Origin of the sequence: Cellulomonas sp. PSBB021 (assembly GCF_002240455.1) — a bacterium.
Classification (GTDB): Bacteria; Actinomycetota; Actinomycetes; order Actinomycetales; family Cellulomonadaceae; genus Cellulomonas; species Cellulomonas uda.
In genome coordinates, this window is sequence record NZ_CP021430.1 from 1,905,093 (window position 1) to 1,925,085 (window position 19,993).

15 protein-coding genes are annotated in these 19,993 nt (G+C 77.2%); 7 read left to right on the plus strand and 8 right to left on the minus strand.

The features are described 5' to 3' along the window. The first annotated feature begins 23 nt into the window (after positions 1–23). On the plus strand, positions 24–599 hold the full coding sequence (locus tag CBP52_RS08600) for a PPA1309 family protein (protein WP_094180596.1): 576 nt from the start codon (positions 24–26) through the stop codon (positions 597–599). Positions 600–628: 29 nt separating this feature from the next. Here the strand turns inward: CBP52_RS08600 and CBP52_RS08605 are convergent, their stop codons facing one another. After that, positions 629–1,777: a PDZ domain-containing protein gene (locus CBP52_RS08605; protein WP_232514409.1), complete on the minus strand. Its 1,149-nt coding sequence runs from the start codon at positions 1,775–1,777 to the stop codon at positions 629–631. A gap of 43 nt (positions 1,778–1,820) precedes the next feature. After that, the gene (locus tag CBP52_RS08610) at positions 1,821–2,801 is read right to left on the minus strand and encodes a nucleoside-diphosphate sugar epimerase (RefSeq protein ID WP_232514410.1); all 981 of its coding nucleotides are present in this window, start codon (positions 2,799–2,801) and stop codon (positions 1,821–1,823) included. Between the two features lie 192 nt (positions 2,802–2,993). Here CBP52_RS08610 and CBP52_RS08615 point away from each other — a divergent pair, with 192 nt between their 5' ends. Beyond that, on the plus strand, positions 2,994–4,448 hold the full coding sequence (locus CBP52_RS08615; protein ID WP_369826205.1) for a zinc-dependent metalloprotease: 1,455 nt from the start codon (positions 2,994–2,996) through the stop codon (positions 4,446–4,448). A gap of 5 nt (positions 4,449–4,453) precedes the next feature. Here the strand turns inward: CBP52_RS08615 and CBP52_RS08620 are convergent, their stop codons facing one another. Further along, positions 4,454–5,146 (minus strand): M48 family metallopeptidase, encoded by a 693-nt coding sequence (locus tag CBP52_RS08620; protein ID WP_369826206.1) that lies wholly within the window; start codon positions 5,144–5,146, stop codon positions 4,454–4,456. A gap of 272 nt (positions 5,147–5,418) precedes the next feature. Between CBP52_RS08620 and CBP52_RS17900 the strand changes: the two genes are divergently transcribed. Continuing rightward, the gene (locus tag CBP52_RS17900) at positions 5,419–5,577 is read left to right on the plus strand and encodes a DUF5679 domain-containing protein (RefSeq protein ID WP_094180598.1); all 159 of its coding nucleotides are present in this window, start codon (positions 5,419–5,421) and stop codon (positions 5,575–5,577) included. 119 nt (positions 5,578–5,696) lie between these two features. Then, positions 5,697–7,013: a ThiF family adenylyltransferase gene (locus CBP52_RS08630; RefSeq protein ID WP_094180599.1), complete on the plus strand. Its 1,317-nt coding sequence runs from the start codon at positions 5,697–5,699 to the stop codon at positions 7,011–7,013. Here the strand turns inward: CBP52_RS08630 and CBP52_RS08635 are convergent. After that, entirely contained in the window at positions 6,946–7,278 is a 333-nt protein-coding gene (locus CBP52_RS08635) for a WhiB family transcriptional regulator (protein WP_094180600.1), read from the minus strand. The two genes, CBP52_RS08630 and CBP52_RS08635, sit on opposite strands and share 68 nt — an antisense overlap. Positions 7,279–7,824: 546 nt before the next feature. Further along, a complete protein-coding gene (locus CBP52_RS08645; RefSeq protein WP_094180602.1) occupies positions 7,825–9,843 on the minus strand; it encodes an ATP-dependent helicase in 2,019 nt (672 codons plus the stop codon). 136 nt (positions 9,844–9,979) lie between these two features. Between CBP52_RS08645 and CBP52_RS08650 the strand changes: the two genes are divergently transcribed. Further along, positions 9,980–10,240, plus strand: coding sequence for a mycoredoxin (locus tag CBP52_RS08650; RefSeq protein ID WP_094180603.1), 261 nt, complete (start codon positions 9,980–9,982; stop codon positions 10,238–10,240). Between the two features lie 60 nt (positions 10,241–10,300). After that, on the plus strand, positions 10,301–10,963 hold the full coding sequence (locus CBP52_RS08655; RefSeq protein ID WP_094180604.1) for a Type 1 glutamine amidotransferase-like domain-containing protein: 663 nt from the start codon (positions 10,301–10,303) through the stop codon (positions 10,961–10,963). Between the two features lie 48 nt (positions 10,964–11,011). Here CBP52_RS08655 and nudC read toward each other — a convergent pair whose 3' ends face one another. Then, positions 11,012–12,037, minus strand: a complete 1,026-nt coding sequence (gene nudC, locus CBP52_RS08660; RefSeq protein ID WP_094182282.1) for an NAD(+) diphosphatase — start codon at positions 12,035–12,037, stop codon at positions 11,012–11,014. A 161-nt stretch (positions 12,038–12,198) separates the two neighbouring features. Between nudC and CBP52_RS08665 the strand changes: the two genes are divergently transcribed. Further along, on the plus strand, positions 12,199–13,182 hold the full coding sequence (locus tag CBP52_RS08665) for a phosphotransferase (protein ID WP_094182283.1): 984 nt from the start codon (positions 12,199–12,201) through the stop codon (positions 13,180–13,182). Positions 13,183–13,213: 31 nt separating this feature from the next. Here the strand turns inward: CBP52_RS08665 and CBP52_RS08670 are convergent, their stop codons facing one another. Together CBP52_RS08670 and CBP52_RS08675 are read right to left on the minus strand one after the other, a co-directional pair. Then, positions 13,214–16,657, minus strand: a complete 3,444-nt coding sequence (locus CBP52_RS08670; RefSeq protein WP_094180605.1) for an ATP-dependent DNA helicase — start codon at positions 16,655–16,657, stop codon at positions 13,214–13,216. Further along, complete coding sequence (locus CBP52_RS08675; protein ID WP_232514411.1) at positions 16,654–19,887, minus strand: UrvD/REP family ATP-dependent DNA helicase; 3,234 nt, start codon at positions 19,885–19,887, stop codon at positions 16,654–16,656. The genes CBP52_RS08670 and CBP52_RS08675 overlap by 4 nt, the downstream gene beginning before the upstream one ends. Positions 19,888–19,993 lie beyond the last annotated feature (106 nt).

The following is a 19,993-nucleotide window of genomic DNA, read 5'->3' on the forward strand; positions in this document are numbered from 1 at the left end:
GTGCTCGGTGCGACGATGGCCCGGTGAACCCCAGCACGACGCCGCCCGCCGCCACGCCCGCCCCCGACGCCGCGACCCGCGCGCTCGCCGACGCCGTGCGCGAGATCGAGCACCACGTCGCCGCCGCCGGCTGGGACGCCCCCGTGCGGGTGTTCGCCCTGGTCCGCACGCAGGCGGCGCTCGCCGCGGAGCCCTCGCTCGCCGCACAGCTCACGCCGCAGACGCTCGCCGCCGCGCAGGCCGAGCCGTGGCACCTGACGTCGATCGAGCAGGAGGGCCTGCCCGACGCACCGGACCTCGAGACGCTCCTCGCGGGGCTGTCGTGGCCGCAGACGGTCGACGGCGTCGCCGTGACCGCCGAGCGCGTCGTGCTGCCGCCCGCCGCCGAGGCGCAGATGCCCGCCGACCCCGACGAGGCGCTCGCGTGGCTGCTCGCCCACCCCGACCGCGAGGACGTGCGCCTCGCCGTGGGTGTGCTGCGCGAGGGCCCGACGTGGTGCGCCGTGCGGCAGCGCGCGCACGACAGCGACGACCAGGTGGGCCAGGGTGCCGACGTGGTCCCGGGTCTGCTGGAGGCGCTGCGCGCGACGCTCGCCTGAGCCTCGCCGCCGGCCCCGCGCCCGCCCCGTCAGGACCCCGCGGGCTCCTTCGTGCACGTGGGCAGCGCGTCACCCTCGCCCTTGCCGATCGCGACGAGGTCCGTGTACGCCTCGTGCAGCGTCGCGACGCGCACGACGCGCAGCCCGTCGGGCACGTGCCCGACGACCTCGCCGCAGTTCGCCTCGGGCGCGAGGAACCACCGGGCACCGTCACGGTGCGCACCCGCGAGCTTCTGGCGGATGCCGCCGATCGCGCCGACCCGACCGACCACGTCGATCGTCCCCGTGCCCGCGACCACCTGGCCGTTCGCCTCGTCCTGCGGCGTGAGCAGGTCGATGATCCCGAGCGCGAACATGGTCCCCGCGCTCGGGCCGCCGATCCGGCCCGCGTCGATGGTCACGTCGACCGGCATGTCGAAGTCCGGGTCGATGTACACGCCCATCTGCGCGCGACCGTCGTCGCCCGCGGTGGTCTCGACCGTGAGGTCGACCTCCTCACCCTGGCGGCGCACCGTGACCGTGACGTCCGCACCCGGCTTCACCGCGGCCATCGTCGTGACGAGGCTCTGGTAGTCCGGCAGCGGCGTGCCGTCGATCGCGGTGATGATGTCGCCGTCCTCGAACACGCCGTCCGCACCGGTGTCCTCGACGGTGTCCGCGACGACGAGCGTCGCGGGCACCGGGCGGCCGAGCTCGGACAGCGCCGCCACGGCCGCGTTCTCCTGCGAGGACACCATCTGCGCGGTGTTCTCGCGGTCGATGTCCTCCTGCGACTCGTCCGCATCGGGGAACAGGATCTCGCGCGGCTGCACGACCGACCACGGCGAGAACCACCCGCGCAGCACCCGCAGCGTGCTCGACGGGTACCCGGGTCCACCGGTCGCGGACACCGTCGTGAGGCGCAGCTCGCCCGTCGAGTCGTACGTCGGCGCGCCGTCGATCGTGATCAGCGGCTTGTCGTCGACCTTGCCCAGCACGTCCTCGGTCGGGCCCGGGCTGCTCACCGAGTACGGCGCGGGCAGCACGGCCACCGCCGCGAGCAGCACCGCGGTGGCGAGCATCGACACCGACAGCGTGATCGCGCGGCGGCTGGGCCGCTCGGCGACGACGGGCGCGGGCGCGCCGAGCGCGTCGTCGGCGGACGCGGGTGCGGGCGGGGTGACGTTCTCGTCGGGCACGTCGGCATCATGCCGCACGCGGGTGTGTGCGACACGCGGGCGGTCAGCCGCGACGCCGCGCCTGCCGCCAGATGGCCGCGGTGCCCAGCAGCGCGACCGCGGCGCCCGCCGCGCCGAGCGCGGCCGCGTCGCGCCGCTCGACGCGGCGCCCGCCGAGCGCGAGGCGCCCGCGCACGCCCTCGAGCAGCACGTCGAGGGCCTCGGCGCTCGAGTACCGCGGCGTGAACCCCGCCGCCGTGAGCCGGTCCGCCGCCACCGTCCACGGGTAGACCACGTACGCGAGCTCGGCCGCCGGCGCCGGCAGGACGCCCACGCGGTGCAGCCGCTCGGCCGTGCCGAACGCCGTCGCGGGCGCGAGCGCGACCGTGCGCATCCCGGCCGCGGCGCTGACCTGCTCGGGCGTCAGCGTGTCCGGCGGCCCGACGGTCAGCGCACCGGTCAGCGCGTGCTCGACCGCGAACACCGTTGCGGCGCCCACGTCGTCGACGTGCACGAGCTGCCACGGCCGCTCCACGCCCCGCACGACGAGCAGGCGCGGCGCCTCGAAGTGCCGCGTCACGAACGTGTCGGTGCCGCGACCGACCATCGCGGCGGGCCGCAGCACCGTCACGCGCGGTGAGCGGCGGCGGGCCGCGCGCGCGACGACCGCCTCGACCGCGAGCAGGTGGCCGACCAGCCCGTCCGGGACGGCGCGCGCACCGGTGAGCACGGGCTCGTCGTCGTGCAGGACCGGCCGGTCGGGGTGGGCGCCGTGCACGAGCGCCGACGTCACGACGACCACGTGCTCGGCCCGCACCTCGCGCGCCGCCGCGAACGTGCGCTGCGCGTGCGCGACCGCGGCGGCGTGCCCCTGCGGTCCCCGGCGCCCGGCCACGGACGCGAGGTCGCCCGGGTGCGCGACGAGCACGACGACACGCGCGCCCGTGAGTGCCGACGCGGGCGCCGCCGTCGGCACCTCGTCGACCGCGCGGGCCCGCGCTCCCCACGCGGCGAGCACGCCCGCCGCGACGGGTCCCGTGCCCACGACGACGACGTCCGGCGCGCTGCGCCCTGAGCGAACCTCTCGACCCGCCATCGACGAACTCCTCGGTCACGTGGTTACCGTGGGGCCAGCCCGGCCAGACCGCGACCGAACCGTCCCGACCCGGCCCGCCCGACCCCGCCGTCCCGGTGCCCGTCGGCGGTGTCCCCGCAGTCATACTCCCAGGAGGCGCACGTGAGCCCGGACCACAGCGACCCGACGCCCGAACCGACGCCCGAACCGACGCAGCCGCCGTGGGAGCAGATGCTGCGCGCGCTCCTGGGCGACCGGGCCGACGAGGCGATCGCCGAGATGCGGGCGCGCGGGATCGACCCGGAGGCGCTCGGCGCGGCGGGCACGCTGCCCACCGACCCCGCCGCGATGCAGCAGGTCCTCGCGCAGGTGCAGAGCCTGTTCGCGAGCGGCGGCGACGAGCCGGTCAACTGGCAGATGGCGCACGACCTGGCGCGGCAGCAGGCGTCCGTGGGCGGTGACCCGTCGCTCACGCCCGCTCGCACGCGTCAGGTGCTCGACGCGCTGACGGTCGCCGAGCTGTGGCTCGACGCCGCGACCGACCTGCCCCCCGCGACCACGCCCGGCCGTGCCTGGAGCCGCGCCGAGTGGGTCGAGGCGACGCTCCCCACGTGGCGCACGCTCACCGAGCCCGTCGCGTCGTCCCTGTCGACCGCACTCGTCGACGCTCTCGGCGGGGAGCTGCCCGAGCTCGGGGCGGGCGACGACCTCGACGAGCAGATGCGCGCGCTCGGGCTGCCCGGCGGTGCGCTGCCCGGGGGCCTCGCGCCCGGGCAGCTCCTGCGGCGGCTCGGCTCCGCGGTGTTCGGGCTGCAGGTCGGCCAGGCCGCCGGCACGCTCGCACGCGACGTGTTCGGCACGACCGACATCGGCCTCCCGCTGCTCGAGGTGCCCGCACCGGTGCTGGTGGCGTCCAACGTCGACGCGTTCGCCGAGGGCCTCGACGCGCCCGCCGACGAGGTGCGGCTGTTCCTGGCGCTCCGCGAGGCCGCCGCGACGCGGCTGTTCACGCACGTGCCGTGGCTGCGCGCGCACCTGCTCGCGCTCGTCGAGACGTACGCGCGCGAGATCACGATCGACGTCGAGCAGCTCGAGCAGGCGGTCGGCTCGATCGACCCGACCGACGCCGAGGCCCTGCAGAGCGCGCTGTCGAGCGGCGTGTTCGCGCCGCAGACGACCCCCGCGCAGCGGGCCGCGCTCGAGCGGCTGGAGACCGCGCTCGCGCTCGTCGAGGGCTGGGTCGACGAGGTGAGCGCGGCCGCCGCGCTCGCCCACCTGCCGCACTCCGTCGCGCTGCGCGAGATGATCCGCCGTCGCCGCGCCGCGGGCGGACCCGCCGAGCAGACGTTCGCCACGCTCGTCGGGCTCGAGCTGCGGCCCCGCCGGCTGCGTGAGGCCGCGGCCCTGTGGGCGCACATCGAGCGCACCGAGGGCGGCCCCGCGGCGCGCGACGCCGTGTGGGACCACCCGGACCTCATGCCGACCGCCGAGGACCTCGACGACCCCGCCGGCTACGCCCGCCGCCGCAGCGCCGCGGCCGACGAGTCCGCCGACCTCGACAAGGCGCTGGCCGAGATCCTCGGCGAGGAGCCCCCGCAGGACCCCACGACCCCCTGACCCGGTCAGTCCGTACCGTCTCGGTCCGTGCCGTCGGCCGCGGGCGGGCGGTCCACAGCCGCGCCCTCGAGCGCGCCCACGTGCGCCTCGACCCGCTCGGCGTCGTCGGTGTCGTCGGTGTCCTCGACGTCCTCGACGTCGTCGTCGGGCGCCGGGTCCTGCGGGCCGCGCTCCTCACGGTAGGAGTAGCCCTCGAGGAAGCCCCGCGCACGCTGGGTGCGGGGGTAGGCGTCGAGCTCGGCCCAGAACTCCGGCCCGTGCCCCGGGTGCAGCAGGTGCGTCAGCTCGTGCAGCAGCACGTAGTCGAGCACCCAGCGGGGCATGCCGCGCACCCGGTCGGAGATCCGGATCGAGCCGTCCGACGGCGTGCAGGACCCCCAGCGGCGCCCCTGGTTCGCCGACCACCGCACGCTCGTCGGCACCGCCCTGCCCTGCAGGTACCGTGCGGACAGCTCCGCGGCACGCGAGACGAGCTCGTCGTCCGACGGCCGGCGGCGTCGCTCCTGCGTCGCGAGGCGCAGAAGCATCCGACGCACCCACTCCGCCTCCTGGGCGCGCGTGAACCGCGCGGGGATGGCCACGACCGTCCGGCCGTCCTCACGCCAGGCCGTCACGGTCCGCACGCGCCTGCGCGAGCGACGGACCTCGACCTCGTGGTCGACCCCGTCGATCGTCGACAGGTCGTACGTCGGGAGCACAGCCGCACGCTAGCGTGCCACGCCCACACGGACAGCCCCCGCGCGCCGGGGTGCCGCACGCGGGCCACCGAACGGCCCCGGCGTGCTGCGCGCCGTCACCCGCTCGGAGGAACCGGGACGTGCGAGATCACCGACACCGGCCCGCGACACGCGCACATCGGCGGGACGACGCGGATCGGCCACTACTGTGGAAGGCGCTCGGGCAGGTCACCGCTCTGCCCGGCCATCGCCGCGGGACGTCGGCGGTGCACCGGACACCGCGAGGAGGACCAATGGCCGAGACCTATGCAGGCGAGTTCTACTGTGTGAAGTGCAAGGAGAAGCGCGAGGCCGAGGGTGACGTCGTCGTCTCCGAGTCGGGTCGCAAGATGGCCAAGGCCGTCTGCCCCGTCTGCGGCACCAAGCTGAACCGCATCCTCGGCAAGGCCTGAGCACCGCTCGACCGCCGAGAAGCTGCGAGGGGCGTCGTCCGACGGACGGCGCCCCTTGTCGTACCCGCCCCTGTGGATGACCGGTCCGCGGCCGAGCCCTCCGGTGGCAGCCTGGCGCCATGCTGCGGACCGGGTTGCGCGTCGTGCGTCGGGCGCCGGGTGAGGTGCAGGTCGGCACGGACCCCCGGTGGGCGGTACGGGTCGACGACCTGACCCCCGACGAGGAGCGCGCGCTCGTCGCGCTCGGCCAGGGACTCCCGCTCGCGCTGGCCGCCGCCGAGCTCGATCCGCAGCGCCTCGCCCACCTCACGGACCAGCTCCGCCAGGCGGGGCTGACCGCGCCCGGCGGGGCGCGAGCGCTGCCGGGGGCCGCGGGCGACGACGCGCGCGTGCTCTCGCTGCTCGACCCCGACTCCGCGGGCGCCGCCCGGGTGCTGCGCCGGGCGCACCGCACCGTCGGCGTCGTGGGGCTCGGCGCGACCGGCCTGGGCATCGCGGTCACGCTCGCCGCGGCGGGTGTCGGCCGGGTGCTGCTCGACGACGACCGCCCGGTGCGCTCGGGCGACGTCGGGCCGGGCGGCTACCGGTTCCAGGACGTCGGGCACGGACGGGTCGCCGCCGCGGTCGGTGTCCTCGCGGCGGTCGCACCCGCGACGACCGCCGTGGCGACCGCTGCGGGCGTGGCACCCGGCGAGGAGTCGGGAGGACCGTCCGCCGGTGCCGACCTGGTGGTCGTCGTGAGCGACGACGTCGTCGCACCCAGCCTCGGTGCGCTGCTGCTGAACCGCGCGACGCCGCACCTCAGCGTCGTGCTGCGCGAGGCGGACACCGTCGTGGGCCCGCTCGTCGCCCCCGGCACCGGCCCGTGCCTGCGCTGCCTCGACCTGCACCGGACCGACGCCGACCCCGCCTGGCCGGTCGTCGCGGACGCGCTCGGCACGCACGCCCGGGGCGTCGCGACGGGTCACGGTCCGGGTCTCGCTGCTGGTCTCGCTGCTGGTCTCGCTGCTGGTATCACGGTCGGTCGTGCGGCGGGTCCCGCGACGAGCGCGGCCGCGACCGGCCGGCCCGGGACGCGACCGTCCCCGCCCGAGCCCCCGGCGGTCGTGGGCGTCGCGGTCGGGATCGCCGCCGCCGCGGTCCTCGCGTTCCTCGACACGGGCACCTGCGCGCTGGGCGGCACGACCGTCGAGATCGGCCTGCCCGACGCGCTGCCCCGCAGACGCCGATGGGCGGTGCACCCGGCCTGCGGGTGCACCGCCCATCGGGGCATCACGGTCACCGACGACGCGCCGGGGACCGCCCGGCCGGAGCACGACGTCGACCTGTCGGTCGACACCCCGGAGGGCGGCCCCGCGGACGCCGACGTCAGGCCGCGGGGTTCTTGCGCGGACGGCCTCGCCCACGCTTCGTCGGGACGACCACGCCGCCGATGAACACCTCGCCACCCCACACGCCCCAGGGCTCCTCGCGCTCGAGCGCCCCGGCGAGGCAGCCCGCCATGATCGGGCACTCGCGGCAGAGCGCCTTCGCCTGCTCCACGCGAGCGGTCTGCTCCGCGAACCAGAGCTCGGGGTCGTTGTTGCGGCACGGGATGAGCCCTCGGACCAGCTGGTCGAAGGTGGTGTCGTCGGTGGTCGCGGTGCTGCTGGTGGGCCAGGGGCCTGATCCGCTGGTGTCGAGCAGCGTCGTGAGCCGCACGATGTCCTCCTGGTGTCCTGCGGGTGAGCGGTGGTGGTTCGGCGTCCACGTCCCGACTCGCCCGCCGGGATCACCGGGGGAAAGACGAAGGCCGCGGAGCCTGTCGGACTCCGCGGCCTTGATGACCAACCTGGTCTAGACCAACGAAGCCCTGAGAGGGTCGAGTGCCGTCCCGTCGACGGTCACGCCGTGACGCGCGATGAGCGCGTCATCGGACGCACGCCACGCAGCGGGCACAGCACGCCCCTGGAAGCCGCCGAAGGTGGGCGCGATCAGGAGCGTCGGGAGCTGCATGCTCGACCGGACGACCGGGGTGAACTGGATCTTCTTCACCGCTGCCCACCTCCTCTCTCGGATCTTCCCGCGCTGTCACGACGCAGGTCTGCTACCAGGACGGGCTCCACCCTAGGCGCGCTCGCGCGGGGCGGACAACAGAATTAACGAAAGAAGTTCGACGAGTTCTCGAGACCGTCCGAAATGCCGTGACGAGGTGCCGCGCAGCGGCGCCGTGGCCTTCGCCGGTCCGGCGCTCGCACCGGCGAGGGCTCAGGCGCGGACCGAGCGCGCGAGCACCGCGAGCACGTCGTCACCGACCGTCGCGAGGGTCTGCGCACCGATGCCCGGCACGAGCGCGAGCTCCTCACGCGACGCCGGCCGCCGCGCCGCGAGCGTGTGCAGCGCATGGGTCGCGAGCACCCGCCCGGGGCTGACCCCGAGCTCCCGCGCCCGCTCGTCGCGCCACCGCGTGAGCGCGGCGAGCACCGCGGACGCCCGCGGGTCCTCGTCCGCGGCCGGCGGACCACCGGCGCCGGCCCGGGGCCTCGCGGCCGACGACCCGGGCCACAGCGCGTCGAGGAACCGGGACGGCCGCCGCGAGGCACGACCACCCGGCAGACGCGAGCGGGCGTACGACAGCTGCAGGTGCTCGCGGGCGCGCGTCACGCCGACGTACAGCAACCGGCGCTCCTCCTCGATCGCCTCGGGCGTCTCCGCCAGCGACGTCGGCAGGAGCCCTTCGCTCAGGCCCGCGAGGAACACCGCGTCCCACTCGAGGCCCTTCGCGGCGTGCAGCGACGCGAGCGTCACGCCCTCGACCGTGGGGGCGTGCTGCGCGGCCGCACGCTCGTCGAGCTCCGCGACGAGGTCCGCGACGCTCCCGCGCCTACCCTCGCTCGTCGCGCGCGCCTCGACCTCGTCCGCGAGCCGCGCGAGCGCGTCCAGCGCCTCCCACCGGTCCCGCGCCGCACCGCGGGTGGTCGGCGCCTGCTCCGTCCAGCCCGCGTTGCGCAGCAGGTCCCGGGCCGCCTCGCCGAGAGCGACCTGCGGGTCGGCCGCGCGCGCACCGCCTCGCAGGAACACCAGCGCCTCGCGCACGTCCCGCCGCGAGAAGAACCGCTCCCCGCCGCGCACCTGGTACGCGACGCCCGCGGTCCCGAGCGCCTCCTCGAACGCCTCGGCCTGCGCGTTCGTCCGGTACAGCACCGCGATCTGCGACGCGGGGACACCGTCCGCGACGAGCCGCGCCGCGGCCGCCGCGATGCCCGCCGCTTCCGCCTCGTCGTCGGCGTACGCCGCCCACCGCACCGCCGGGCCGTCGGGACGCTGCGCCCGCAGCTCCAGCGGGGCGGGCGTCGACGCGCCCGTGCCCCGGCCCGCGTGCGCGATGACCCGGTTCGCGAGCTCGACCACCTGGGGCGTCGAGCGGTAGTCCCGCACCAGCCGGACGACCTGCGCGCCCGGGTGCGTGCGCGCGAACGTCAGCAGGTGGTGCGGTGTCGCACCCGCGAACGAGTAGATGGTCTGCGACGGGTCGCCCACCACGCACAGCTCCTCACGACCGCCGAGCCACTGGTCGAGCAGGTACTGCTGCAGCGGGCTGACGTCCTGGTACTCGTCGACGACGAAGTGCCGGTACTGGCCGCGCACCTCACGCCCCACGTCGGGCCGCTCCGCCAGCATCGCCGCGAGCAGCAGCAGCACGTCCTCGAAGTCGATGACCCCGCGCTCGTCCTTCACCTGCTCGTACGCCGTCATCAGCCGTGCGACCGCCGCGGCGTCGTGCCCGCCCGGCACCACGCGGTCGACCGCGGCGACCGCGACCGCGTACTCGTCGGGCACCACCAGGCTGACCTTCGCCCACTCGACCTCGGCCGCGAGGTCGCGCACGCCCGTACGGTCCGCGGGGAGCCCGACCCGGCGCGCGGCCTCCGCGACGAGCTGCGCCTTCGCCTCGGCGATGCGCGGCGGCGCGCCCCCGACGACCTTCGGCCAGAAGTAGGTGAGCTGACGCAGCGCCGCCGCGTGGAACGTGCGCGCCTGCACACCGGCCGCACCGAGCTCGCGCAGCCGCGTGCGCATCTCCCCCGCCGCGCGTGCCGTGAACGTCACCGCGAGCACGTGGTCCGCACGGAAGACGCCCGTGCGGATGCCGTACGCGATGCGGTGGGTGATCGCGCGCGTCTTGCCGGTCCCCGCGCCCGCGAGCACGCACACCGGGCCGCGCAGCGCGGTCGCGACGGCGCGCTGCTCAGGGTCGAGCGCGGCCAGCAGGTCGTCGGGGGACATCGCCGGACAGTCTCTCAGGCACCGCGGACACCGCGGGCGGGCATGCACAGGCACGCCCGGCGCGGACCGGGCGGAATCACCCGGGCGTCGTCGTGGTTGGCTCTCGCTGCAGGCACCCACGAGAACGCGAGGACCGATGAGCACGCAGACCCTCCCCGAGCCCGGCACCATCACGATGTACTCCACGACGTGGTGCGGGTACTGCCGCCGCCTCAAGTCGCAGCTGGACTCGGTCGGGATCGGCTACACCGAGGTCGACATCGAGGACCACCCGGACGCCGCCGCGCTCGTCGCGTCGCTCAACGGGGGCAACCAGACGGTCCCGACGGTCGTCTTCCCCGACGGCTCCGCGGCGACCAACCCGTCGCTCGTCGAGGTGCGCGCGCGCCTGTCCTGAGCGTCCGCGGGGGCGCACCGGCAGGATCGTGCCGACCACGACGAGATCGGCGGAGGCACCGTGAAGCTGCTCCTGACGTCCGGCGGCGTGACGAACGCCCGCATCCGCGCCGCGCTCGAGCAGCTGCTCGGCAGACCCGTCGCCGAGAGCTCCGCGCTCGTCGTGCCCACCGCGCAGTGGGGCCATCCCCTGTGCGGGCCCGCGTCGGTGCAGCGCCTCGCGGCCGGCGCGGACGGGTCCCCGCACCTCAGCGGCCTGGGCTGGGCCTCGCTCGGCGTGCTCGAGCTCACCGCGCTGCCGACGATCGGCGCCGAGCGGTGGGTGCCGTGGGTCCGGGACGCCGACGCGCTGCTCGTCGACGGTGGCGACGCCACCTACCTGGCCCACTGGCTGCGCGAGTCCGGTCTCGCGGACCTGCTGCCGTCGCTGCCGGACACGGTCTGGGTCGGGGTGAGCGCCGGGAGCATGGTGCTGACCCCGCGCATCGGGACCTCGTTCGTCGAGTGGGCCGGCGCACCCGACGACCGCACGCTGGGTGTCGTCGACTTCTCGGTCTTCCCGCACCTGGACGCCTTCCCGACGAACACCGCCGAGCACGCACGGGCCTGGGCGGCCGAGATCGACGGTCCCGCCTACGCGATCGACGAGCAGACCGCGCTCGTCGTGGCCGACGGCCGTGTCGAGGTGGTCTCGGAAGGTCGCTGGACCCGGTTCGACGGGTAGGCAGCGCAGGACCGCGCAGCACGGCGCAGGGCCGCAGGCGCCGGCGGGTCAGCGGGCGGCAGGCTCCGGGAGCGGGCCGCCGAACCAGTCCTCGACGAGCGCGCGCGCGATCGACGAGCGCGACGGCGGCACCACCGTGCCCGCGACGACCGCGCTCGCGAGCTCGTCGCGCGTGAACCACGCCGCGTGCTCCACCTCGACCCCGTCGACCCGGACGTCCGTGGCCACCGCCCGTGCCACGAACGCGACCATGAGCGACGCCGGGAACGGCCACGGCTGGCTGCCCGCGTAGGTGACCTCACCGACGACGACGCGCGTCTCCTCGGCGACCTCGCGCCGCACCGCGTGCTCGAGCGACTCCCCCGGCTCGACGAAGCCCGCGAGCGTCGAGTACCGGCCCGGCGCCCACGCGACCGCGTGCGCCAGCAGCAGCCGGTCCGCGTCGTCGACGACCGCCATGATCACCGCCGGGTCCGTGCGCGGGTAGTGCTCCGAGCCGTCGACCGTGCACGCGCGCACCCAGCCGGCCTGCGTGACGCGCGTCGCCGCACCGCAGCGCGGGCAGCGCGGGTGCCGCTCGTGCCACGCGTCGAGCGCGACCGCGGTGGCGACGAGGCCCGCGTCGCGCGCCTCGAGGTGCGACCCGACCTCACGCAGCGACGCCCAGCGGACCGCGTCACCGTCCGCCACGGCGCGCGGCGCGGGCGGGTCGGCGGGCGGCGAGGCCGGGGCGTGCACGTCCCGGTCGGACGGTGCGCCGCGCTGCGGGAGGTCCGCGACGTCGTCGGCGTCGCCGGGTGCGCGACGCGCGACGTACGCGCGCTCGTCGTCGGCCCCGAGCAGGAGCCACGGGTGCTCGCCGTCGGCACGGTCACCGCCGGCCGCCGCCCGCTGCGCCTGCGCGACCGTCGTCAGGACCAGACGGCCGCGCGCGTCGACCGGCACCCGGCCGTCGCGCAGCAGCACGACGCGCGTCGCCGGGTCCGCCAGGGCACGCTCTTGCGCGGCATCGGTGCGCAGGTGCGCGGCACGGTCGACGACCGCGCGGGACAGGGGCAGCTCGTCGGACCTCACGGGCGTCACCGTACGCGGCGCCGACGACGTCCCCCACCGGTCCGGCGCGGGCGGCCGCGAGCCCGCCGGGTACGGGCCCGACCAGGCCGGACGGGACGAATGGGACGGACACGCCGCAGGGGCTGGCGGCCGCCGGGCGCGTGCGCGCCTACTCTGGGCCCGTGCCCCGCTCCCCGCTCGCCCTCGCCGCACTGGCCACCGTGGCCGTGCCGGGTCTGGACGCCTACGACGTGCGGCGGCCCGCGCACCCCGGCACCGACTACGACATCGCGGTCGTCGTGGACGCCGCCCGCCGACGCTGGGTGGTGCGCGCACCCGTGAACGCCGCCGCCGGCGCAGCCCTCGAGGCCGAGGTCGAGCTGCTCGCCGGGCTCGACGCGTTCGCGACCGACGGCACCCTGCCGTTCGCCGTCCCCGCCCCGGTCGGGTTCGCCCACCTGCCCGAGGGCGGTCGCGCCGCGGTGCACGAGGAGATCCCCGGCCGCGCCCTCGACGTCGCCGAGCTCGAGCCCGGACCGGGGCTGTGCGCGTCGCTCGGACGCGCCATCGCCGCGGTCCACGAGCTGCCGACGAGCGTCGTCGAGAACGCCGGGCTGCCCGTCTACGACGCGGGTGCGTACCGGGCCCGCCGCCAGGCCGAGGTCGACGAGGCCGCCGCCACCGGCAAGGTGCCGCCCACGCTCCTGCGGCGCTGGGAGGAGCGGCTCGAGGACGTCGCGCTGTGGCGGTTCGTGCCGACCGTCGTGCACGGCGACCTGACGAACGAACGCGTCCTCGTCGGTGACGGCACCGTGAGCGGGATCCTGCACTGGGGCGACGCGAGCGTCGCCGACCCGGCCGACGACCTGTCGTGGCTGCTCGTCGCGGCGCCGCCGGACGCGGCCGACTCGATCATGGAGGCGTACCAGCTGCGCCGCACCGAGCTGATCGACCCGCACCTGACCGACCGGGCGCTGCTCGCGGGCGAGCTCGCGCTCGCGCGCTGGCTCCTGTACGGCGTGCGGTCCGGCAACGAGGACGTCGTGGCCGACGCGGTCGCGATGCTCGAGGACCTCGACGAGCACACCCGGACGTCGCCGTCCGGCGTCGCGTGGGGCTCCGACGCACCCACCGCCCCCGTCGCCGCGGTCTCCTCGTACGCCTGAGCCGACCGGCCGAGCGGCGCGCCCGTCGCCGTCACCTGCGCCGCGACCCCGGCACGCCGGCGTCCGTACTTGACCCCCGCACGCCGACCGGCTCGTCGTCGGTGACGCGCTCCAGCAGCGCGGCGATCTCGTCCTCGCCGAGCAGCCGCTGCGGCCACACGGTCTGACCACCCGCGACGTAGTGGAACGCCGCGGCCACCCGCTCGAGCGGCACGCCCGAGTACCGCGACCACGCCAGCCGGTACACCGCGAGCTGGATCTCCCGCGCCTCGCGCGTCGCCGCGTCCCGCGGGGCGGAGCCCGTCTTCCAGTCGACGACGACCACCCCCTCACCCACCGGGACGGGGTCGCCCGGCGCGGCCGGGAACACCGCGTCGATCCGGGAGCGCAGCACGTACCCGGCGACGTGCGTCTCGACGTCCGCCTCGACCTGGAGCGGCCGACGGTCCGCCCACCCGGACGCGAGGAACGCCGCGCGCAGCCGGGCCTCGTCGACGTCCACCTGGTCCGGCCCGGTGAGGTCCTCGTCCTCGGCGCCGGGCAGCGCGTCGAGGTCGACGAGCGTCGCGGCGCCGTAGTAGCCCTCGACCCACGCGTGGAACCGCGTGCCGAGCCGCGCCCGCCCCGACGGCTCCGCGGGGACCGGCCGGCGCAGGCCACGCGCGAACTCGGCCGCGTCCGCGCCGAGGCGCACGAGCGCGGACGCCGACAGGTGCGACGGCAGGTCGACCGCCCCTGTCGACGCGCGCGCGGCGTGCTGCTCCTCCAGCAGCGTGCGCGCGAGCACCTCCCAGCGGCTCTCGCCCGCGCGGGGACGCCCCGCCGCCGCTCGTACCCACGCCGCGGCCTGCTCGACCGCGGGCCGCCGCCCCGGGCCGTCCTCGACCGCGAACGGGTCCGCGGGCCACACCGCCGTCGCGGCCTCGCCCGTGGCCGGGTTCGCGTCGTCGGGCGCCGGCTCGTCCGCCCACCCGCGCACGTCGACGAGGCCGGCCTCCGCGAGCTCCAGCAGGAACGTCGACGGCGGGCGCGGCTTCTTGCCGTCCCCCCACCACGAGCCCGTGAGCAGCAGGCGGTGCCGGGCGCGCGTGAGCGCCACGTACGCGAGCCGGCGCTCCTCGGCGACCTCGTGCTCGCCCGCGTCGAGCCGCAGCGCGTGCACGCGGTCACGCAGCTCCTTGGGGTCCTGCGCCCCCGCGTACTCGAGCCGGGGCAGGTCGTCCGCGTCGCCGCGCAGCGGGTACGGCAGCTCGCCGAGCCCGGTGAGCCACGCCGAGTCCTTGGGCCCGTCCTTGCCCTGCGTCGCGGTCGTCGGGAACACGCCGTCGACCAGCCCGGCCACCGCGACGACGTCCCATTCGAGGCCCTTCGCCGCGTGCACGGTGATGAGCTGGACCGCGTCCGGGTCCGGGTCCGTGACGGGCAGCTCGAGGCCGTTCTCGCGCGCGTCGGCGGCCTCGAGCCACGACAGGAACCCGCCGAGCGTCGGGGTGTCGACCGACCGCGCGAAGTCCACCGCGACGTCGCGGAACGCGTCGAGCTGTGCCCGCGCGCGGCCCGCGCCGACGCCCGCACGCGCGGCGACCTCGATGTCGAGGCCGAGCAGCCGCTCCGCCTCCGCGACCAGGTCCGGGACCGAGAGGTAGGAGTGCGCACGCAACGTGCGCAGCAGCCCCGCCAGGTCGGCGAGCCGCGCGCGACCCTCGTCGCTGAGCGCGCGCCCGCCCGGGCTGCGCCACCCCGGCCGCGGCAGCTCGTCGAGCGCGTCGACGATGCTGCGCTCGTCGATGACGTCGAGCTCGACGCCCGCGTCGCGTCCCGTGCGCTGCCCGACGAGCTCGCCCGCCCACGCGGCGAGCGCGTGCAGGTCCGCCGCCCCCAACCGGGTGCGGGCGCCCGTCATGAGCCGCACGAGCGCGTCGCCGCGCAGCGGGTCGTACGCGGCCTGCAACGCGGCGACGACGTCGACGACCTCGGGCGTCGAGAGCAGACCGCCGAGCCCGACGACCTCCACCGGCAGCCCTCGCGCGCGCAGCGCGCGGCGCAGCGCCGCGAACTGCGACCGCTTGCGGCACAGCACCGCGGCGCTCACACGACCGCCGTCCGGCCCCTGGCCCGCCGGCCGCCAGTGCGCCGCGACGAGCTCGGCGACGGCGTCCGCCTCCTCGACCACCGTCGCCGCCATGAGCGCCTCGACCCGGCCCGGACCCGCGACGGGGCTCGCGGCGAGCTGCGGGACCGGCACGCGCGCCGTGCGCGCACGCAGCGGGGCCGCGACGTGGTTCGCCGCGTCGAGCACCGCGACGTCGTTGCGCCACGACGTGGTCAGTGCGAGCACCTCGGCCGGTCCCCCGCCTTCGGCGGCCGAGCGGCGGAACGTCGTCGGGAACCGCTCGAGGCCGCCGGCGCTCGCGCCGCGCCACCCGTAGATCGACTGGTGCGGGTCGCCCACCGCGATCACCGGGTGACCGTCCCCGAACAGTGCCGCGAGCAACGTGAGCTGCGCGAACGACGTGTCCTGGTACTCGTCGAGCAGGACCACCGCGAACCGCTCGCGCTCGCCCGCACCGACCTCGGGCACCTCCCGCGCGAGCCGCGCCGCGAGCGCGACCTGGTCCCCGAAGTCGATCGCGTCGCTCGCCCGCTTCCGGGCCCGGTACGCCGCGACGACGTCGAGCAGCCGCTCGCGCTCGCGCAGCGACCGCAGCAGGGCGACCACCTCCGCGTAGTGCGCGCGCGTGGGCGTGGGGGTCGCCTCGATGTCCGCGCAGATGGCCTCGACCGCGGACCGCGCCGCGGCCGGGTCCAGCAGGTGCTCGTCGAGCGCCCCGGACAGCGACAGGACCGCCTCGACGACGGTCGACACCGCCGCGTCGACGCCCAGGTCCTCCTGCCACGCCTCGACGACCTCGCTCGCGAGCTGCCACTGCGCCGCCTCGCCGAGCAGGCGTGCGCTCGGGTCGATGCCCAGGCGCAGCGCGTGGTCGCGCACGAGGGACGCGGCGTAGGAGTTGTACGTCGCGATGGTCGGGCGGCCGCCGAGCACGTCGTCCTCGAGGTGTGCGCGGCCGGGCAGCGCCACACCCTGCTCGGCCGCGGCCCGGGCGAGGCGGCGCAGCCGTAGGCGCACGCGCTCGGCGAGCTCACCCGCCGCCTTGCGCGTGAACGTGAGGCCGAGCACCTGCTGCGGCTCGACGAGCCCGTTCGCGACGAGCCACACGACCCGGCCCGCCATCGTCTCGGTCTTGCCCGAGCCCGCACCGGCGACGACGAGCGCGGGGCCCAGCGGCGCCTCGATGATCCGGCGCTGCTCCCGGGTCGGCAGGTCGCGCCCCAGCAGCCGCGCGATGTCCTCCGCGCTCACGGGCTCGACGACGCCGCCCGGCCGGGCCCCGTCCGCGGACCGACCCTGCGAGGGCACCTCGGTCGTCGTGCTCACCGGCCCGCCGCCGGGCGCCACCGTGCGCTCGCTCATGCGACCACCTGCCCGCCCTCGGGTCGCACGGGGCACGAGCGACGCACGGGGCAGCGGTCGCAGAGGTCGTTCGCCGACGCCGTGAACGCGGACGCCGCCATCTTCTGCGCCACCTCGTCGACGAGCACGCGCGCCCAGGACGGCCCGTCGTCCTCGGGACCGAGGGCGGGCTGGTCGCGCACCGTCCCCGCCCTGCCGGTGCCGAGGTACACGAGCTGCGCGCCGGCGCTCGTCGCACCCTCGGGCAGCGGGAACGCGCCCGCGTCGACCGCGAGCTGGTACGCGCCGAGCTGGGGGTTGACCAGTGCCTCGTCCCGCGCGGGCGGACGCGCGCCGGTCTTGAGGTCGACGACGCGCACCTGCTCGGGATGCTCGAGGTCACGCTCGATGCGGTCGGCCGAGCCGCGCAGGAGCGCACGGTCGGTGCGCACCGCGAAGTCGGCCTCGACGAGCAACGCCTCACCGGCGCCCGCGAGGTACGCCGCGAGCCGCTCGACCATCGCGTCGGCCTTGGCGCGCATCGCGCGCGCGGGCCAGCCCGTGCCCAGCCCGAGCGAGTCCCAGCGCTCGTCGAGCACGGCCATGAGCTCGGCCCGCGTGCCGTGCGGGTGCTCCTGCGCGACCGCGTGCACGAGCGTGCCGAGCGACTGCCCGCTGCTCGTGGCGGCGGTCCCACCCGCGGCCTCGAGCGCCCAGCGCAGCGCGCACCGGTGCGCGGTCTCGAGCTTCGACGGCGAGACACGCACGAGCTCGTCGGGCCCGTACAGCGGCGCGTCGGTGCTCGGTGCCGCGAGTCCGTGCCACTCCCGCGGGTCGGCGCCGGGCACGCCGCGCGCGGCGAGGTCCGCGAGCGCGGCCACCGCACCCGGGTCGGCGGGCTCGCCCGCGGCCGCCGCGGCCTCGAGCGTCGCGCGCAGCTGCGCGACGAGCCCGCGCAGGTCCAGCGCGGGCTCGACCTGCGTGCGCCGGTGGTCCCGCTCCCCCTCGGCCGGCTCGACGAGGTCGACGAACGGCGAGGGCTGGTGGTCGGCGTCGGCGACCGCCGTCACCACGAGCACCCGCCGCGCGCGTGAGACGGCGACGGCGAACGAGCGCAGCTCGTCGGCGAGCACCGCGGCGCGCGCGTCCTGCGCCGCCGCGGCGGCGTCCTGCGCGGTCGTCGTGCGCCCCGAGACCACGTCGGCGAGTGCCTGGGCGCCCAGCAGCGAGTCGCGCAGCCGCAGGTCGGGCCACACCCCCTCCTGCACGCCGGTGACCGCGACGACGTCCCACTCCCCGCCGGCCGCGCCCGCCGGCGTCAGCACGGGCACCGCGGCCCGCCGGGCGCGCGGCGCGAGCGAGTCGGACGGCAGGTCCTGGGCTCGCAGCCAGTCGACGAACGCCGCGGGCGGTGTGCGCGGCATGCGCTCGACGAACGTCTCCGCCGCGCGGAACAGCGCGACCACCGCGTCGAGGTCGCGGTCCGCACGCTCGCCCGCGGCGCCGCCCGCGAGCGCGGCGCGCCGCCACGGCTCGGCGAGCCCCGCGGCGTCCCACAGCGCCCACAGCACGCCCTGCGCGTCGGCACCGGGCGCGGCGGCCGCCGCTCGGCCCGCGTCCACGACGCGGGCGAGCCGCTCGACCGGGGCCGCGACCGTGGGCGGCAGCGTCCCGGCCCGGCCCGGCGCGTCCAGCACCTCGACGAGGAGCGCGTCGCTCGACCGCCCGCCGCCGCCCGCGAGCTCCTCGGCCCGCAGCGCGCGGCGCACGCGGCGCAGCCCCACCGGGTCGAGCCCGCCGAGGGGGGAGCACGCGAGGCGCGCCGCGAGGACCGCGTCGAGCTCGGCGGTGCCGCACGCGACCGCCATCGCGTCCAGCAGCGGCCGTACCGCGGGCTCGTCGCGCAGCGGCACGTCGCTGCCCAGCACGGCGACCGGCACCGACGCCCCCGCGAGCGCGCGGCGCAGCGCGGTGACCTGCGAACCGGCGCGCGCCACCACGGCCATCCGCTCCCACGGGACACCGTCCTCGAGGTGCGCGCGGCGCAGCTCGCGCGCGACGAACGCGGCCTCCTGCGCCCCGCTCGGCAGGATCGCGACGCGCGCGCTCGCCGCAGGGGCCTGCGCCGCGGACGCCGCCCGCCGGTGCACCGCGACACCGAGCGTGCCGACCCGCTGCGTGACCCGCTCGACGACGTCGCGCACGTGCGTCCCGTGGCGCCACACCGTCGGCAGCACGACGCGCGCCGCGCCGAGCGCGCCAGCCGCGTCGTCCGCCCGACCGCCCGCGGCACGCGGCGCGCTCGCGCGCGCGACGAGCGCCGGCTCCGCGCCGCGGAACGTCTGGACGGCCGCGTCCGGGTCCGCCGTGAGGAGGACGCGCGCGCCGCGGGCCGCGACCACGCCCAGCAGGGACGCGGTCGCGGACGTGCTCTCCTGGTGGTCGTCGACGACCACCAGGCGCCACGCGGGCGGCCGTGCCCCGGGCGCCTCGCGCTCCCACGACGCGAGCACCCGCGACGCCTCGGCGACGACGACGGCCGGGTCGAGCCGGAGCCCCGCGTCGGGCGTCGCCGCGCGCAGGTCGAGGACGTCGAGGTACTCGCTGTACACGCGGGCGGCCGCGCACCACTCGGGGCGTGCGTGCGCACGACCGAGCGCGTCGAGGTCCGCCGGACCCAGGCCGCGCTCCGCGGCGCGCATGAGCACGTCGCGCAGCTCGTCGCGGAACGCGCGGACGCCGAGCGCCTCACCCCGCACGCGCTCGGGCCAGTCGACGGCTCGGCCCTCGCCCGCGGCGTGCCCCGCGAGCAGCTCCGCGAGCACCAGGTCCTGCTCGGGGCCCGACACGAGCGTCGGCGGCACCTCGCCCCGCGCGACGGCGTGCGCGCGCAGCACGGCGAACGCCGCCGCCGCGGGGGTCTGGACCAGGGGGCGGCTCGAGGTGACGGGCAGCCGCGCGGCGAGCCGGTCGCGCAGGTCGGCCGCGCCGCGTCGCGTCGCCGACAGCACGAGCAGGTGCTCGGGGGCGAGCCCGGCACGCACGGCCGCGACCGCCGCCTCGAGCGCGACCGTCGTCTTGCCGGTCCCGGGGGCACCCAGGACGAGCAGCGCGCGCTCGTCGGACCCCGCATCCACGGCCCACGCGACGGCCGCCGCCTGCGCGTCGTCGAGCGTCACGGGCGACCCCGGTCCCCGCACGGGTGCGTCGGCGAGAGCGGGCCGGCGCAGCACGGGGGCGGGGGTCGTCACGGCGTGCATCCCATCACGGCCCACCGACATTCGGGCCGACATCCGGGCCGACATCCGGGCCGACATCCGGGCCGACGTCGGGGCCGACATCCGGGCACCGTGCGGC

What these genes read in the sequence shown, in the direction of transcription:
- CBP52_RS08670 (WP_094180605.1), bottom strand. Translation starts at nt 16,657, where the DNA reads ATGAGCGAGCGCACGGTGGCGCCCGGCGGCGGGCCGGTGAGCACGACG.
- CBP52_RS08645 (WP_094180602.1), bottom strand. Translation starts at nt 9,843, where the DNA reads ATGTCCCCCGACGACCTGCTGGCCGCGCTCGACCCTGAGCAGCGCGCC.
- CBP52_RS08650 (WP_094180603.1), top strand. Translation starts at nt 9,980, where the DNA reads ATGAGCACGCAGACCCTCCCCGAGCCCGGCACCATCACGATGTACTCC.
- CBP52_RS17900 (WP_094180598.1), top strand. Translation starts at nt 5,419, where the DNA reads ATGGCCGAGACCTATGCAGGCGAGTTCTACTGTGTGAAGTGCAAGGAG.
- CBP52_RS08630 (WP_094180599.1), top strand. Translation starts at nt 5,697, where the DNA reads ATGCTGCGGACCGGGTTGCGCGTCGTGCGTCGGGCGCCGGGTGAGGTG.